Here is a 17,199-nt window from a genome sequence, read left to right on the forward strand (position 1 = left end):
CGCGCGCTCTTCGTCGTTGCGACGTCATGACACTGAAGATCGTGCGTCGAACCGCGTAGTGAGCACCCCTCACCCGCCTGCGCGGCCAGAGCACTCGCACGCACTAGTACCTCGGACACCGAGAGACACTGCCGCCTGCCCTCAGCGTGCTGTTCCCCCCTGGAACAGCCGCTCGACCTGCGCAATCCCGCGTGTGACCAGCACCCGGCACCTGTTCCTGATCGGCTCGTAGAAGTTCGCGCCGCGGGCTTCTCCACCGCCGGTCCGGCTTGCCTGAAGCCGCGCTCGTCACGTGCCCAGCAGTGCGATTCGGGTGCGTCGGGGACCCGCTTCCCGGGTTCCACGTTCCACGGACGGTGGCCGCTCGGCTCCCCCGGAGTCCTGCGCACGGATTGAAGAGGGGCGTTAACCGCCGATGATGGTGAAACGGCTCGGTTCCGTCAGTACCGATGCCGCGCCGTCCAGGTCGGCCAGGCGCGCCGCCAGCGTCGCCGTCGCCAGGGTGTGCGGTAGTGCCTCGTTGAACTTGAGGCCCTGCAACGCCCGCTCGTCGACCTCCGGCAGGCACAAACGCTCGGCCGCGTCGACCAGCGACGCCCGCCACAGGTCCACGGTGACGTCCGTGCGGAGCCGGATCGACGCGTCGTCGACGCGCTGTCCGGCGTCGGTCAGCGCGGACAGCGTCGAGGCGAGCGTGGCGTTCGCCCGGTATCCCGCCCAGGTCCACCAGCGGACGTCCGCGCCGTCACGGGCCACGACCGTTCCGCCGGGATGGACGGTGCTGCCGGCACCCTCTCGCTCCTCGACCAACGCGCGCTGGGCCCGTTGCGTCATCGTCACCGGCGGGTCGCTGCCCAGCAGCACGTCTCGCACGGCGCGGCTGAGCTCCATCGAGGCACCGCCCAGGCCTGGCGTGTGCCAGCGGGCCTTGCCCCCACCCGTGGCCTCCTCCACGAAGCAGCGGCGGCGCTTCCAGTCGATCCAGCCGACCTTCCAGCTCCGCCCGCTCAGCAGCAGCAGCCGGGGGCCCTCGATCTTCTCGGTCAGCAGGGCCGGGTCGGTGCGCCCGATTTCACGACGACCGTGCAGAACGGTGAACTGCGGTGGCGCGGTGAACACCGCCGTCATGTCCATGAAGTGCCTGCGTCCGAAGCGCTGTTCCGCCGCCGGCCCGATGAACAGCATGTCCCCGTCCCGGTCGAGGAAGCCGTGGTCAACCAGGTGCCGCAGGATCGGTTCGGAGCCACGGTCGAACGGCGCCAGACCGTTCCATCCCTCCACCCACAGCCGGTCGCCGATGCGGTTCTCCTGGAGCGCCAGCGCCAGCAATTGTTGCGCGACGATGTGCCGCGGCTGTGGCGGCGCTTCGACCGGTTCGACGAAGCCCCTGCTCCACAGCAGGAGCAGCCCTGCCACCCAGGGCACCTGATCGCGCCTGATGGCGAGGAACAGGCAGTTCCGCACCGTTCCAGCCCGGCGACCGGTGCGTCCGAGGCGCTGCAGGAACGACGCCACGGAACCAGGCGCGTTGATCTGGATGACCCGGTCGAGATCACCCACGTCGATGCCCAGCTCCAGTGTGCTGGTGGACACGATCACGCAGTCGCGGGCTTCGGCGAAGGCGAGTTCGGCTCGCCGCCGTTCGTCCACGGAAAGGGACGCGTGGGACAGGAACGTGGTGACTCCGCGACTGCGCAGTGCTGCCCCCAGCTCTTCCACCAGCTGACGCGAGTCGCAGAACACCAGCCGCTTCTCGCCCCGGTGCAGCGAGGAGATCACCGTGGCCGCGTTGGACACGGAACCCACGTAGTCCAGCTCGATCCCACCGACCGAGGCCGGGTTCACCGGCGCACGGGTGACGCCAGGCGCGATCACCTTCGCCGGCCGCGTGCCACGCCCGGAACCCTGCAACCAAGCCAGCAGGTCGTGCGGGTTGCCGACGGTCGCGGAGAGCCCGATCCGCTGGACCTGCCGCCTGGCCACTCTCGTCAGCCGCTCCAGCACGGCCAGCAGGTGCCATCCGCGGTCGTCACCGGCGAACGCGTGCACCTCGTCCACCACGACCGCGTGGAGCCCGGCGAAGAACGTGCCGTGTTCCACCTTGACGCTGACGAGCATCGCTTCCAACGACTCCGGTGTGGTCAACAGGATGTCCGGAGGATCGCGGAGGATCTTCTGGCGGGTGGCCTGCGTAGTGTCGCCGTGCCACAGGCCCACTCGGCGCCCGAGCCACGACGCGTAGCCCTCCAGCCTCGGGTGCAGGTTGTTCAGCAGTGCCTTGAGCGGGCACACGTAGATGACCGACAGACCGGTCCACTTGTGCATCTCCATGGCGCTGAGGAGCGGGAAGCACGCGGCCTCCGTCTTGCCCCCGGCGGTGGGTGCCAGCAGGAGGGCGTCGTCGCCGTACACCAACGGCCCCACCGCCCCCGCCTGCAACGGCCGCAACGACCGCCACTCGAGCGTGTTGACGATGTGGTGCACCAGCACCGGGTGCAGACCGTCGAGGCCGGTGGTCACGGCAGGTCCAGCTCGATGTCGTCGGCGGATCGCGCCGCAGCGTTCCGCTCGACCTCCGTCAGCTCCGACTGCGTCAGGGTGAGGGCGTAGTGCCTGCGCGGGTCGAAGTCGTCGTGCTCGTCCACGCGGTCGAGCACGTCGGCCACCAGCTTGCGCAGGAAGATCCGCGGTGCCACTCCAACCTGACCGCCCAGGCCTCCCGTGACCGCGTCGGCGAGTTGGGCGATGTAGGAGTCGTCCACCGCGGACGACACGCGGTCGGGATGGTGTGCGACGCCCGCGTACAGGTCACGAACCGCCCGTCCGAGCTCGCCGAGCCGGACAAGGTCGAATCCCGGCAGCCGCAGCTGAACGGCCCGGGGAGAGTCGAACTTCGGGTCCGTCGTGAAGTCCGTGGCCAGTCGCTGCGCCAGCGGTGGGAGCCGCTGCACACCCTGCTGGCCATCGAAGAACGCGGGTGTCCCGGTGATCACCAGGAACAGGCCGGGGAAGCGGCCCGCATCGATCTCGTCGAGCAGTTGCCGCAGGGCGTTGAGCCCCTTCTCCCGCACGTCGCCGCGCACCCGTTGCAGGGTCTCGATCTCGTCCAGCACCAGCAGCAGCCCCGGGTGCCCGGCGTCGCGCAGCACGGTCAGCAGACCTTGGAGGAAGCCCAGCGCCTGAAAGTGGTCGATATCGCCCTTGACGCCCGCCGTGCGCTTGGCGGCTGCGGCGACGTGCGGCTGGCCCGCGAGCCAGGCCGCGAGCCCGTCCGCGGTATCGGTCTGCCCGGTTGCCACGGCCCTCCGGTAGCCGCGCAGGCCCGCGGCGTAGCCGGGCGTGGTGCGGGCGATCTGGCCGAGCCTCAGCTCCAGCAGCGCGTCGACCGCGTCGCCGAGGCGCTCGGCGTCCGATCCGTCGACTTCACCTTCGGCGAGGACGTCCTCCTCCAGCGCGAACATCCAGCCGTCCAACACCGAGCGGAACGCACTGGGTGGGCTGACCGCGGTGGTCAGGCTCTCGCACAGACGCCGGTACACGGTTTCCAAGCGGTGCAGCGGGGTCTCGGTCTCGGAGACCTGCACCTCGCTGACCGCCATCCCGGCAGCTTTGGCGCGCTCGGCGAGCCACCGGGCGAGGAACGTCTTGCCCGCGCCGTACTCGCCGCGCACCGCTTTGAAACCGGCCCCGCCCGACGCGCACGACGCGAGTTCCTCGTCCAACGTCGGAGCGAGCCGGTCGAGCCCGACGGCGAACAGGTCCAGGCCGCTTTCCGGCACGGTGCCGCGACGCAGTGCCGCCAGTACCGCCCGCCTGCGTGCCGGACTGATCGGAGTCATCGACGCCCCTCGGGGAACTGCTCGTCGAGCAGCTTCTCGTTGATCACTACCGTGCGCCCGTTGTCGATCAGGTCGACCACGGGGAACTGGTCGATGTTCAACACCCGGCCCAAGGCCGCGACCAATCCGCGAGGATTGCGCCCCGGTGTGCCCGCGGCGCGGAGGGCGTCCGCGACGGGCATCCTGCCTCCGGCGGCCAGCACAGCGTCCACCACGTCTCGGAAGACCTCCGGTTTGAGCACCCTGTTGGCCGGCTGGCCCTTGTGCGTGTTGACGAACGTCTCGTCGCTGATCAGCAGCGCGCCACGTGACACAGGGGCGGATTCGTCACCGAAGAGGTCCGGCTGGGTGTCGGGCGCCTTCGTCTTCCGCTTGGCCGCGGCCGCCGGCTTCGGCTGCGGGGCGGCCTGCCGTCCGGTCCACCAATCGGGTGGACCCTGCGAGTGCACCGCCCACCCGGTCAGCTCCTCGACACCGGGCGGGAGCAGGACGACGAGCGGGATCGCGATCTCGGCCAGGGCGGCGCCGCCGTGGTAGCCGTGGCTGCGCGCGCCGTAGCGGACGTCCTCCGTGGCGGCGAGGACCGCCGTTCCGCCGGGCACCAGGACCCGCGGACCCGTCAGGGTCACTTCGTCGGGCTGGTGTTCGCCGTTCGGCAGTCGCCACCGGGCGGCGCCGGTGGGGTCCGGCCGGTGTTCGGAACCGTGTTCCAGCACGTGGCCGTGGTCGCTGGTGAGCACGACGACCCAGCCGCCCTCGGCGGCCCGGTCGAGCAGTTCCGGCAGGTGCGCGACATCGCGGTAACCCCAGGCGGGGTCGTCGGCCTGCCTGCCCCGGCCGAGCGCGTCGTCGACCGTGTTCAGCACGACCGCCACGACCTGAGGCTCGGTGCGCGGCGCGAACTGGGCGTCCAGGTCGGTGCCGAGGTCGGCGCCGGACGATCCGCCGATCCCCGCTTTGTGCACGAGCACCGCCCGGGTGCGCGGTGGCCAGAAGTCGTGTCCGGGGAAAGCCTGCCGCTCGTGTTCGGCGGTGCCGGCGGTCAACGACGCGGTCAGCAGGGAGGTCCGGCTGTAGGTCGTCTCGGTGGGGAACGCGGCCAGCACCGCCTCACGCCCACCGTCGGGCGACCGCACCACCTCGGTCCAGCCGAGCCGCGGGTTGTCCTCGATCGAACGGGCGATCTCGGCCGCCGCCGCACCAGACATGCCGTCGACCACGATGAGCAGCACCTTGTGCCTGCGGGCGAGTGGGGCGACGACTTCGGGCAGGAGGGTCTCGACGGCGATCACGCCGTCCGGGCGGGTGTAGGCCGCTTCGGGCAACGCCCGCGCGAACTGCCGGTCGAGTTCACCGCGCCGGGCACCCGCGCGCTTGGCGATCCGGCCGAGCGCCTTGGCCACCACCGGGTTCGCCGAGCCGCGACGAACCTGGGTGAGTTCGCCGTCCACCCACGCGAGGTCGCGGGCGTGGCGGCGCAGCGCGTCCGGCACCGTGGCGATGTCGGGTGGTGAGGTGTCGAGCCAGCGGCGCAGTCGGACTGCGGCGCGCAACCTCCGGACCTGTGGCCGCTGGTCACCGGCACCGTGGTGCTCCTCGACGGCCAGCAGGTCGGCTTCGCCCAGCGTGGTCGCCGCGCGCTCCATGCGCGAAGCGAGCCCGCTGGGCAGCAACCGGCTGTGGTGCGCCAGCTCCACGGCGTTCAGCTGGGCCAGCAGCGCGTCCGCGCGGCGGACCTGCTGCCAGGCCCGCTGCGCGTCGGAGCGGGAGACGAGTTCCACTGCGGCCGACGCCGCGACACCCAGGTCGGCGCGGGACGGCTCGTCGGACCCGAACCGCGAGTGCGCGAACGCGCCGAACGCCCGCGCCGCCGTCACGTCGTCCTCGGGGGCGCTGGTCAGGACGTCGGCGACAAGGAGTTCGGGGACCACGTCGTCCCGTGCGGCGGCCAGGCGCAGCACCACGTCGGCGGCACGGCCCAGGCGTTCCACGAGGTGTTCGGTGATGCCCCGGCGTTCGTCGGCCCCGAGTTCGCGCCACCGCGTGACGGTCGCCACGTCGTCCACGGCGGTGATCAACGCGCTGAGATCCAGCGTCGCGGGGTCCACCGCCAACCGGTTGCGCACGACGTGGCGCAGCGCCACGTCACGGCCGAACGACAACCCGGTCGTGTTCGGCAGCCCTCCGGCCCTGGCCAGCTCCACCAGGGCGTCGACCAGCCAGGCGTTGTCCCGGCCGCGCAGGCGCGGGTCGAGTTGCCTGGTCCGCAGCAGGTCCTGAAGCAGGGTGTACTTGCTCACCTCGTGCAGGTGCTCCCGGTGCAGCCGCGCCATCACGGCGTCGCCCAGCTCGCCCTCGTCGCGGTCGGTGAGCACGACCAGCACCTCGTAGGCGGAACCGTCCGCCGGCGGTAGGGCCAGCGCGGACAGCACGGACAGCACGGACGGGCAGGCGACGTAGCGGACGGGGTGCCCGCGCACTTCGCCCTCGGCCGGTCCGAGCCACACCGGTTCCCGCCGCGTGCGCACACCGATCACGACTCGCCCCGGGACTTCGCCGCCCGCCGCGTCGAGCTTCTCGACGATGTCGGTCACCCGGCTGACGACGGCGTTCTCGATCGCGGAGTCGAGGTCGGTCGTGGTCATCCGCCCTCCACCACGCGGAACGTCACCTCGATGGTCGCGTCGGGGTGCTCCTCGCCGAACTTCCGCAGCTCGCCGAGGACGTCACCGAGTCTGCCCTTGGCCTGACGCGTACCGGGCGCGGGCTTCGGCGGCGGAGGAGTCGGGGGCACGGGAGGGGGCGGGGTGGGTGGCGTCGAGCGGAACAGCGCGACCAGGCGGCGCTTGGCCTGGTCGAGGGCCTTGCGCAGGGGCACGGCGTGCTCGTTGGCGTTCGCGCCCACCCGCAGCTCGGCCGCCACGTCGACGGCGGCGGGCTCGACGAGCCCGTCCAGGATGTCCCAGTCGGCGGTCCGCAACGCGCCCGCCACCTCGCCGGCGGACTCCAGCGACTTGCTGACCAGCATCGGTTCGACACCACCGAGGTCCGCGTCCGCGAGCACCTCGACCAGCCTGGTCGGGTCGTTCACCGCGTACAGCCCGGTCACCAGGTCACGCGCGACGACGGCCGTCCGGTAGCGGCCGTGGGCCGCGTCGCGGTCCAGGCCGAGCCGGGCCGCGTGCTCGTCGAGCACTTCCACCAGCTCCACGGCAGGCAGGCGCACCTGGTCGACCTTGGCCCGCACGGCCCGCGAGAATTTCGCCACGGCACGCGGGGAGATCACGGCGGTCCGCAGGGACCTGCCGGTGAGAGCCTCCGCGAGCCGGCAGGCCGCCTCCCACTGCTCCGCCGAGGGCAGGGCCTGCCGGTAGAGCACCATGTCGTCGGCGAGGTCCTTCGGCGTCTCCGGCGGGTCGATCCGCTGGTCGCCGCGCATCCACGCCCGGTGGGTCAGCTCGGCGAACACGGCGATCACCAGGTTTTCGACCACGCGGTCCATGCCGAGGTGGCGCAGCCAGCCCCGCATGGTCCGCACGGTCAGCTCCCCGTCGCCGTGCTCCTGGGCGGCCCGCCGGTCCAGCTCGTCGGCCCAGTACCGGCCCAGCACGAACGGCCCGTTGTGCTCCTCGCCGAGCCTGAGCGGGTGCGCGATCCGACGCAGCGCCTCCCGGTCACCGCGATCGACCTCGATGCGGCCCTCCGGCGCGTCGGCGGCCTTCCGGACGAGAGTGAGCGTCGTGCGGAGGTCGACGTCACGGACGACATCGCCCTTGCGCTGCGGGTCGAAGTCGGGGTGGTCCGGGTAGGTCGCCGCGTAGAGCTGGTCCACCAGGGAGCGCAGGGCCTCGGCGAACGACCGGCCGGCGTCGATCTTGGGATTGACCGTCGCGTCGAGGCTGACGAGGTGGTCGTTCCAGTCCTGGACGATCTCCTCTTTCGGGCGGCTGATCAGCCCGTAGGCGTTCTTCAGCGCGTCCCGCAGCTCGTTGCGCAGCGAGCTTTGGAGGTTGCGCAGCAGGTCGTGCGCCCGCCTGCGGTCCTCCGGCCCGATCGTGCGGGTGTGCTCCTCGAGCCTGGCCCGGTCGCCCAGCAGGTAGTTGACCTTGATCAGCCTGCCGAGCTTGTCCAGCACGTCGGACGTGAAGAACCCCGGCAGCCACGCCACGGCCGGGCGGTTGCCCCCCAGCGCCCGCAGTTCGAGCACGCGGATGCGGTCCTGGGCCGCGGACTGGTTGTCGGGGTCGAACGGGTAGTCGAGCATCAACCGCCAGCGGCCGTCCACGGACGGCTCGAACAGGTCGTCGCGCAGCTCCTGGCGGTCCCGTACGTTGCCGTACACGACTTCGAGCGTGCGCCGGCTGCCCCGCCACACCACCGGGTGCTCGACGGGGGTCGTGCCTGTGTCGGTCACACCCAACTCGGAGAACAGCAGTTCGCGGACCAGCTTGCGGCGCGCGGGCTGCTGGTCGAGCGAGACGACCCGGTCGAGGATCGCGTTGACGTTCACCCCGACCAGGTTGAGCCGCACGCTCGGGTCGCTGCCCTCACCGAGTTGCAGCTCGGCGACGCGGCTGGCCCAGCTGCGCAGGCGGCGGACGACCTCGCCGACCTCCTGCCCTGGGATCAGCGCGGTGATGGTGCCGTGGTTCAGCGCGGCGAGCCTGCGGGCGGTGAGGTCGCGCAGCGCTTCCACGTCCGGCGCGAGCGCCGCCAGCAGCAGCGTCTTCACCAGGCGGTCGTCGCTGCGGAACGCGCGCAGCACGGCCTGGTCCGCGTCCGCCTGTCCCGCGACCTGCTCCTCGCGCAGGTCGCGGTCGCGCAGCAGCATCGGCCGCAGGGTGCGCTGGTAGAGGGTGCGCGCCTCCTCGAACTCGTGCTTGAGCTGTTCGGTGAACGGCTGGTCCGCACCGTCGGCGACCGCGTCGAACAGGTCGCCCAGCGGCACGAGCTGGCCGAGGCGGAAGTCGTCGCGCCGGTTGACCAGGATCTGCCGCATCAGCAGCAGCGCGGTGCGTTCCCGCTGCAACGCCGACGACACGTGGACCAGCGTGTCCATGAACGCGGGGCTGAACGGATAGGACCGCTCGAACGAACCGCCGTCACCCGAGCCGATCAGCACGTCCCGCACGGAGCCCGGCAGTGCGAACGTCCGCTGGAACGCCTGTCGCATCTGCTCCTCCTTGCCCGGCAGGGGCTTGAGGACGCGCTCCTGGGCGATCAGCGGCAGGTTGCGGTCTTCCAGCGTGATGCGCTCGATGCGGCCGTCCCAGTGGTTGAGCCGGTCGTGGAACGACTGGAGCTCGGCGCCGGTGCGCTCCGCCCCGATGCCCAGTTCGCGCAGGTCGCGCTGCCGCGCGATGAAGCTGATGATGGGCGCGGGCCGGTGCGCGTCACCTGCCTCGACCAGCTTGGCGACCTTCTCCGTCTCCCGGCTGATGAACGCCTGGTCGCCGATCTTGCCCGCCAGCCACAGCACCAGCTCGTCCAGGAACAGCACGATGCCGTCGTAGCCGAGTTCCTTGGCGTGCCGGCTGATTTCGGACAGACCTTGGTCGAGCGGCTTGAACGCGCTGGCCGAGCCCCGCACCGAGTCGACGTAGTTCGGGAAGTACGCCTCGATGACCTTGGTGATCAGGTCGTCGGACGCCGGGCTGCCGATCGGTGCGGCGAACCCCTCGTCCAGCTTCTCCGGGGTCATCGCCTGGCCGAGATCGCCCCAGCCGGTGTCGGCCTCGTTGGGGAACCCGGCGAGGAACCGCTCGTCACCGAGCTTCTCCCGCAGCCCACGCGCGTCCTCCAGCAATCCTTGGGCGCGGTAGACCTGCGGGATCTTCTTGCCGGGCTCGTGGCGGCGGATGTGCTCCACGTAGCCGCCCAGGATGGCCGCTTCCAGGCTCTCCGAGCCGGTCAGGTGGTAGGGGACCAGCAGGAAGCGCTTGACTCCCAGCCAGGAGTGCCGCGTCGTGACCTCGGCCAGGTCGGCCCGGTCCAGCGCGCCGGGGTGCCCGTCGAGCAGGGCGTGCAGCACCGCCATGAAGTGGCTCTTGCCGGAACCGAAAGAGCCGTGCAGGTAGGCGGCCTTGGAGCTGTGTTCGTCCAGCGCGGACTTGATCAGGCCGAGCGCCTCGCCGAACGCCACCCGCAGCTGGGGCGTGACGACGTAGCTGTTCAGCGCCTGGTCGCGCTTGGTGTCGACACCCTCGGTCAATTTGAGGACGAAGTCGCCCCGGTGGACGCCCGTCGGGATGTCGATCAGTTCCCGGAGCAGCGGCGCGGTGCTCGGCCCGGCGGTGGTCACGCTGGAGAACCCCCTGGTTCGCATTCTGTCGAAACCGACGGTAGCCGTCCCACCGTAGTCGGCCGGATCGGTGCCGGTCAGCCCACCCGGACCAGGCTCGCACGGCGGTGAGGGCGGCCCTGATTGTCGTTATAGGACCGACGACCTTCGGCGTTTCAGGTGTCACCCGTTCAGCTCAACGCCGACGCTTGGTCATCGTGCGGGGACCGGTGGCGTGAACAGCCGCCGGCCTGCGAAGAACGCAACGCCGGTGAGTACTCCTGGCGTGACCATGAGTGACAGCACCACCCACGCAACGGCCGGATAGCGGACGGCCGGGCCTCCGGTCGCCGTCGAGAGTCCCAGTACCAGGCCGACACCGGAGAACACCGTGCAGAACAGGCCGAATCCCCAGATCACACCCAGTGACCTGAGCGTCGTCAGCGACTCAGGCACGTCCAGGTGGTCTCCCGTCACGTGCCGGCGGGCAGTTCGGAGCACGATGGCCGCGATGAACACCTGGACGACGCCGATGGTCGCGAACGTCCAGCTGAGGAAACCGAGCGCGGGGTAGAGCGGCGGCAGCCGGTCACCGAGCAGCACGATCGTCGGGGCCATCAGGACCCCGGCGGTGATCAGCGCGGTGCCGAGCCGTCCGCAGGCCCTGCGGACCTCGTGCGCACGCGCCTCCGCGATCCGCACGTGGCGGTGGGGCGGCGGTGGCAGCGGGTAAGTCGTGAAACCTGCCCTGTCCGCACTCGGAAGCGCATCGTGTCGGACGGCAGGCGGGATGGGATCCAGGAGACGGCGTCCCACGAAGAACAGGACGCCGGTCAGCACCGGCGGCGCGGCCAGCAGGCACAGGTGCGCCCAGATGGCGACCGTGAAGCGCACCTCCGGGTGCTCGGGATCGCCCACCTGGCTCACGATCGTGCCGAGGAAGGCGAAGCAGGCCAAGGAGGAGAAGAACACCGCGGTCGCCCACATCGCCGCCAGCAGACGCTTGGTCCTCCGCGCGCCCGCCGTGTCGAGGTAGCCGCCTTGGAGGTGGGATCGGATGCCCGTCATGCCCAAGGCGGCGTAGAGCACGGTGGACACCGAAGTCGCGCCGATGATCCACGCCATCGTGTTCATCGGGTGGTACGCGGTCGGAAGGCGCAAGCCGAGCAGCACGATCGCCGTCGCGAGCACGAGGCTCGCGACGGCGAACAACCTGCCCGTCGAAGCGCAGGCAGCCTGGACCTGCCGGGCGCGAGGCTCTGAGATCCACACGAGCGGCGGGGGCCCCGGTGCCGGTTGAATCACGATCCCGGCCGCCAGTCCGACCCGTCGCCATCGGTGGTGCTGGCGTCCGCCATCGCCGCGGTATCGGGCATCACCCAATCCGAACCGAGGTCGTGGATCTTCTGCATGATCGCCGTCTGTTCCACCTCGATCGTGTTGACCTGCGACTTCATCGCCAGTATGCCCGTGCTGAGGAGCGCGATGGCCGCGCCGCAGGCGGCGCTCAAAGCGGCGATGCCCACCGGGGTGGCCACGACGGTGCACGCGCTCGCGATCGCGCCGACGGCTCCGATCACGAACGCGCCCAAGGCGAACCACATGGTGATCTGGAACGCTTCGATCGCGTTCGCCAGGTTGGTGAGCGAGCTGCGCAGTTGGTTGGCGATGTCCTTGACCGCGTTCAATCCGGCTGATTGGGCGGGCACCGCGGAGTGGTAGGCGCGGGCCGCGCGCCCTTCCCACTCGACGGTCGTCCGGAGCTTGTCCATCCCGACGGTGCCCGCGATGTCGCCCAGCGCGTTGCCGACCTGGGCAACCCACTGCTCGCCCACTTGTTTGAGTCGTTCGGGGTCGCCCAACTGCTCGATCACGTGGTCGACGTAGTCCCAGAGCTCTGCCACCTTCTCCGACAGCAGCCGCATGCCCTGGATGATGGGTGCGATCATGTACTCCAGCGGGGCCGGTACCCAGCTCATGAGACGGTCGACCTGGTCGAAGAACTCCTTCACGTTCTGCTTGGCGTCCTGCGACTTCTCCTCCACCTGCTGCACGAGCGGGTTCACCGCACGCCCCCCTCGTTGTGGATGCGGTCCATCGCCAACCGGTTGGCTTCTTCTTCGCTCTGGTAGGTGTTCGCGGCGGCGTGCAGACTCGCGCCGAGGCCACGGAACGCGTCGATCGCCTGGGTGAGCATGTCCTCCAACGCGAGGCGGGCGTCGTTGTAGACGCGGTCCAAGCCCCGGTCGGCTGCCCATTCGGACATCTCCGCGTCGGTGATCACGAGGTCACCGATCGCCGAGCGGGGCCGGTCCAGGTCGTCTGCGGCAGCAGTCCACAGCGCGGCGTCGGAGCGCATGGCTTCGAGCGCGACGGAGATGTCGGTCATGGCAGCAACCCCACTCGGCGCAGCAGCGTGTTCGGATCCCTCACCAGTGCGGTGAGTTCGGCGATGGCCGGGCTCTGTGGTCCTCGTGCCAGGTCGGCGGGAGCGCTGCGGGTCCGGAGCGCCCGGAGCACCTCCAGGAGTTCCTGCTCCAACTCGCTGTTGCGGGCCGTGTGGGCCCAGGCCGGATCGATGACGATGTCGAGCACCTGCCCGCGCTGCGCGGTGCCGCGAACGTGCCCGCCCCGGCTCTCTGCGGTCACCGACCGGTCGACCACCTCGGCGACCTGCTGCTTGAAGCGCTCCAAGTCGGCTGTCACGGCGTCCATGAGCCGTGTCGCCTCTGCCAGCGTGATGCGCGAGCCGTCCTGCGGCGCAACTGACGACGTGGGTGGTTCTTCGGCCACCGGTCGCTCGACTCGCTTCGCGAGTGCCTGCATGGTTGCCGCGTTCATCGCGGACATGACGGCCGATCCCAGGGCCCTGGGATCGACGGCCTGCTTCCACTGCGCGGCCAGCGCCACCGACAGCACGTCGGCCGAGTCGTCGACCGTCACGGTCACGACGCCGCCGGAATCCCTCCCCCGCAGGCCGTCGGCCACGTCGGCAGCACGTTCCTGCTTCCGACGTGGCCGGTGGTCCTCTTCGTCACCTTCTTCGAAGCCGAAATTGAATGTCTCGCCCACATCGCCCCCTGCGATCCGTAGTCAACCGACTTCGGACTGTAGCGGGATGGCGGGGCGGGCCGCAGCTGAACCCGGAACTACGCGCTTGGGGGCACTTCGAAGCGGGTGCCCCGCTTCTGACCCGTCTGCACGAGGTCGCCTCGTTCGACCAACTGCTTGAGCAAGGTGCGGGTCGCGGCGGTCGGCAAGCCCGTGAGCTCGGAAGCCTGGGCCGTGGTCAGCGGACCATTGCGCGCGAACTCCAACACCACCTGGAACTGCTCCGAGGTGAACGAGATGTCCACCTTGGTGCGGCGAGGTGCGGCGGACTGCGTGGCGCGACCGCCGGCTTTGCGCGGGAGCGGCGAGACGTCGACCCTGGCGGACGGCCGCCACACCGCGAGGTCGGACTTCGCGATGTGCAGTTCGCTGAGCTGGTTGTCCAGGAATCCTTGGTAGACCACGTAAGGCGACTCGCCGATGGCCGGGTCGATGTCCCCGTGCCACTGCTTCACCCACGGCAGCACTTCGTCCAGGCCGGCGAGGAGTGGCACGAGACGGTCGCGTTCCCAGCCTTCTTCGTTCTGGCGGTGGCTGATGAGGACGGCGAGCGCGTGCGCCTGTTCCCGGTGGTTCCAGCCCGCCCAGCCCAGCAGCAGGCTTCCGTCACCGTCTCGGGTGGCGGTGGGGTAGGAGATGAAGCGCTCCTTGGGGACGTCGAGCTTGCCGCGGTGCCGCCAGTAGGAATTGCGCAGGAAATCGCCCGAGCCGTACTTCGGGGGGACGGGGATCGTGCCGAGCTTGTCGGCGACGGCTTTGCGCACAGCAGGGTCCGTGACTTCCTTGCCCAGCTCTGCGGCGATGGCGTCCTCTTGGCGCTGGAGGTCCCAGACGTGCTCCCAGTCCAGCCGTTTGCGCAGCCCTGCGGGCTTGTAGCGGAGGACGGGGAGGAAGGGGACGTGCTCCTCGTCGACCAGCGCGGCGACGATGTCGGCGAGGTCGATGTCCTGGCTGCCCAGGGTGTCGGAGGCCCAGAAGCGGGCGACCTCGGTGAAGTCGGCATCGTTGCGCATGAGGTCGGTCAGTTCGGAGACGGAGCGCGTGGTCGGCTGCTCGATGCCGTTGGCGTCCTCGGCGTACCAGAGGTGACGGGCTTCGAGTCGGTCCTGAAGCCATTCGCGCAGAGCGCGTTCTTGCTGCTTGGCCCACGGTTCGGTGGCCCAGCGGCGCTTGCACTCGGGGCGCTCGATGAGCGCGATGTCCCGGCGCTTCTCAATGAGCGCGATGCGGGCTTCCACCACACGGCGGTAGTCCTCCGGCCAGTGGGTGGGCAGCTCTGTGATTGGTGTGGAGTTGTGACGAGCGAACCACTGCGTTTCGGTCTCGCCGGCCGCCACCTTGCGGGCAAGGATGATCTCGAAAGCCCGTTCGCCAAGATTGAGGGGCGGGACGGTGGCCGGGTCGGGGATGACCACCTCGGCGGCTTCTGCGTCGGAGAGCAGGCCGTAACGCTGGTAGACGTCCCAGTCCAACTCCTCCTGTTCGGTGATCATTCGGGCGCGCAGGTCGGCCCAGTTGGTGTGGGCCTGGTCGAGGAGATCACGACGCGGGACCTGTGCATCGGCCACTGGCTTGGGTGAAGATGCGGAGAGTTGCTGTGCCAGATCATCCAAGCGCTGCGCGCGGGCAAGCGGCAGCTCCTTTGGCAGCGGGAACTGCTCCAACTTTGTGCCGGTGAACTCGTATCGTGGTTCCCAGCCCTCGTCGCCGATCCCACCACCAACTCCTCCGTTCCCCTTGTTTTGGCTGACTTGCTTCATCCAGAAGCAGGCAGCAGAGGAGTTCAACAGTCCAAGGAGTTGGAGATAGTCATCTTCGCTCGCGTTCAATGGCAGCTTGATCGCGGGTGCAGTACGATTGAAGATCTGGCCGTCGCGATCGAGTGCAAAATGCAGATGAGTTGCCACAAAGGGAAATGCAATCGACAGGCGCTTTTTGTATCGCTCTGCAAAGAACATGCTGTGGTCGTACCAGCGCAAGCCGCGCTCGTGTGGATACTGGCCAAAGTCCATGCGCATTCGAAGATTTTGCCGCAGCGGCCATGCCTGTCGAAGAAATGCCGATGATGGCGATGTCGGCGAGCCATTGCTCGTGTAAGGGAACAGCGCTACGTTATCGCTGCTGATTATGTAGTCACGCACCTGATCGCCGGGCACCACGGGTTCGACTTCTCGCTCGAGGCCGTTACGTGGCGCTGCTGATGCAGGGAGGTAAAAAGCCTCATCGAGGCCGGTGTGTGTCGTCCGTCCGATCTCGATGTCTAGGGAAGTGAGTCTGGATTCTCGACCGTCGATTATTTCCATCAGTATGTCGGCACCGCCGCCGCTGAGGGACCATGGGTGCTGGCTCAGCCGTTGTCGTGGGAAGTCGCTGACACTGATCCACTCGGAATCGCTGCCGGGGTCATTCAACTGGCTCTTGATTGCTGTCCACACAAGGCCGTTGGCAGGGTCTGTGGGTAGTGACGGTTCACCTCTGATGCCCAGCACCGCACGTACCGGCCGGTCAGGGTCGGGAGAGCGGCGACGGCCTACCAAGATGACTGTGGGGGTTCCGTGGTGCGGGATGATGGCACCCGAAGTGTCGATTACGTGAGTCAGGTCGATCGTCGGGAAGAATTCCTTGATGAGCTTGGTGCCGAACTCGCGCTTCATGAAGCCGTTTGAAGTGATCTGACCGACGAAGCCAGCGCCGCGTCGGTCCGAGCCGCTGCGGCGTGCCAACTCGAAGAACCGTTGGGCGAACGGCGCGGTGAGTTGAAATTGGCGGTGGCAGGCCGTGTAGTGTCGGCGGTACTCCTGGTTCAACACAGAGTCGCTGACCGTGATGTATGGCGGGTTGCCGACGACCACGTGATAGGAGCCCTCATCGAGCAGGGTAGGGAAGTCTTCAACGTCCTCCGAGGTGAGCTTGATCCCGGCGAACTCGTCCATCCCGTCAAGCGTCCCGCGCTTGTTGGCCAGTAGGGAATCACCGATCGCGACGGTGACCGCCCAGCGTTGCCCCTCTGCCTGCTTGATGGAGCGCACACCCGCCAGCTGCCACGCCGCGAGGGTGAGCCGGAAGCGTGCGATGGCGACTGCGTAAGGGTTCAGGTCCACGCCGTGGACCGAGTCGAGAGCCTTGCGGGCGATCTCCGTCTCGCTCAGGCTCGGATTCTGCTCGCGCCAAGCGTCCGCGAGTCGGTGGAACGCGCCCAGTAGGAAGTGGCCCGACCCGCACGTCGGATCGATCAGTCGGAAGCCTTCCAGGCCGAACTCTTCCAACGCGGGAGTCAGCGTGTAGCCGAGGATGAACTCTTCTACGAACTCCGGTGTCTGGAGCAGCGCGTACTTCTCCTTCGCTGCCTCCGACAGGTCTTGGTAGAGGTCACCGAGGAAGCGGGTATTCCACGTGTCGTCGCGGAAGTCGTGGATCAGCGAGCCGTCCGGCTGGCGGGACCGCCAGAAGGTGATCAACGTCTTGGCGCCGTCGTGTGACATCGGGATGCGGTACGCCGGGTTGTGCTCCCGATCGAACAGGGCCGCGCCGGCGTCGCTGCGCCGCAGCGAGTCGAAGCCCTGCTCGATCCAGTCCGCGTCGGTGGCGTGTGGCTGCCGGTGAAAGAACGCGGTCTGTGCGTCCTCGGCCTCGGCGAGACGGTCGCCCGGTCCCGACAGCACGGGTGCGATCAGGCCGTTGTCCTCGGACCACCGCACGAACACCGTGCCCAGCGCCCACGCCACTGCCGATTGGGTGACCTGCTCGCCGAGGAACGTGCCGAACGTCGCCGAGGTCAGCGTGGCCTTGTGTAGCTCCTCCAACCGTGCTTTGACCTCGGGGAGCCGTTCGACCTGCTCACGCAGGTCTTCCTCAAGTGTCAGCACCTGCTTTTGCAGGTCGGCCAGCAGCTTCTTGTCGGGATCAAGGGAGGGCGACGTCACGAGGAGTCAGGGTAGGGGAGCGAGGTGGTCCGGACGGCACAACCAC

General features: G+C 69.1%; 9 protein-coding genes. All 9 read right to left on the reverse strand.

Annotation, left to right across the window (positions count from 1 at the left end; translation table 11 throughout):
* Positions 1–405 precede the first annotated feature (405 nt).
* The gene (locus tag IOD16_RS05980) at positions 406–2,520 is read right to left on the reverse strand and encodes a DEAD/DEAH box helicase (RefSeq protein ID WP_201439208.1); all 2,115 of its coding nucleotides are present in this window, start codon (positions 2,518–2,520) and stop codon (positions 406–408) included.
* Positions 2,517–3,839 carry a BREX system ATP-binding protein BrxD gene (gene brxD / locus IOD16_RS05985; protein ID WP_201439209.1) on the reverse strand — a complete coding sequence of 441 codons (1,323 nt, stop codon included), beginning with the start codon at positions 3,837–3,839 and terminating at the stop codon, positions 2,517–2,519. The genes IOD16_RS05980 and brxD overlap by 4 nt, the downstream gene beginning before the upstream one ends.
* On the reverse strand, positions 3,836–6,484 hold the full coding sequence (gene pglZ, locus IOD16_RS05990; protein ID WP_201439210.1) for a BREX-2 system phosphatase PglZ: 2,649 nt from the start codon (positions 6,482–6,484) through the stop codon (positions 3,836–3,838). Before pglZ ends, brxD begins: the two co-directional genes overlap by 4 nt.
* Entirely contained in the window at positions 6,481–10,164 is a 3,684-nt protein-coding gene (locus IOD16_RS05995; protein ID WP_201439211.1) for a hypothetical protein, read from the reverse strand. Before IOD16_RS05995 ends, pglZ begins: the two co-directional genes overlap by 4 nt.
* A gap of 168 nt (positions 10,165–10,332) precedes the next feature.
* Complete coding sequence (locus tag IOD16_RS06000; protein ID WP_201439212.1) at positions 10,333–11,331, reverse strand: hypothetical protein; 999 nt, start codon at positions 11,329–11,331, stop codon at positions 10,333–10,335.
* 89 nt (positions 11,332–11,420) lie between these two features.
* Positions 11,421–12,185 carry a hypothetical protein gene (locus tag IOD16_RS06005; RefSeq protein ID WP_201439213.1) on the reverse strand — a complete coding sequence of 255 codons (765 nt, stop codon included), beginning with the start codon at positions 12,183–12,185 and terminating at the stop codon, positions 11,421–11,423.
* Positions 12,182–12,508 carry a hypothetical protein gene (locus tag IOD16_RS06010; protein WP_201439214.1) on the reverse strand — a complete coding sequence of 109 codons (327 nt, stop codon included), beginning with the start codon at positions 12,506–12,508 and terminating at the stop codon, positions 12,182–12,184. The genes IOD16_RS06005 and IOD16_RS06010 overlap by 4 nt, the downstream gene beginning before the upstream one ends.
* A complete protein-coding gene (locus IOD16_RS06015) occupies positions 12,505–13,191 on the reverse strand; it encodes a hypothetical protein (RefSeq protein WP_201439215.1) in 687 nt (228 codons plus the stop codon). Before IOD16_RS06015 ends, IOD16_RS06010 begins: the two co-directional genes overlap by 4 nt.
* Before the next feature lie 77 nt (positions 13,192–13,268).
* On the reverse strand, positions 13,269–17,153 hold the full coding sequence (gene pglX, locus IOD16_RS06020) for a BREX-2 system adenine-specific DNA-methyltransferase PglX (RefSeq protein ID WP_201439216.1): 3,885 nt from the start codon (positions 17,151–17,153) through the stop codon (positions 13,269–13,271).
* Between the last annotated feature and the right edge of the window lie 46 nt (positions 17,154–17,199).

It is taken from the genome of Saccharothrix sp. 6-C, assembly GCF_016695385.1.
In the GTDB taxonomy this organism is placed as follows: Bacteria; Actinomycetota; Actinomycetes; order Mycobacteriales; family Pseudonocardiaceae; genus Actinosynnema; species Actinosynnema texasense.

What these genes read in the sequence shown, in the direction of transcription:
- brxD (WP_201439209.1), bottom strand. Translation starts at nt 3,839, where the DNA reads ATGACTCCGATCAGTCCGGCACGCAGGCGGGCGGTACTGGCGGCACTG.
- pglZ (WP_201439210.1), bottom strand. Translation starts at nt 6,484, where the DNA reads ATGACCACGACCGACCTCGACTCCGCGATCGAGAACGCCGTCGTCAGC.
- IOD16_RS05995 (WP_201439211.1), bottom strand. Translation starts at nt 10,164, where the DNA reads ATGCGAACCAGGGGGTTCTCCAGCGTGACCACCGCCGGGCCGAGCACC.
- IOD16_RS06010 (WP_201439214.1), bottom strand. Translation starts at nt 12,508, where the DNA reads ATGACCGACATCTCCGTCGCGCTCGAAGCCATGCGCTCCGACGCCGCG.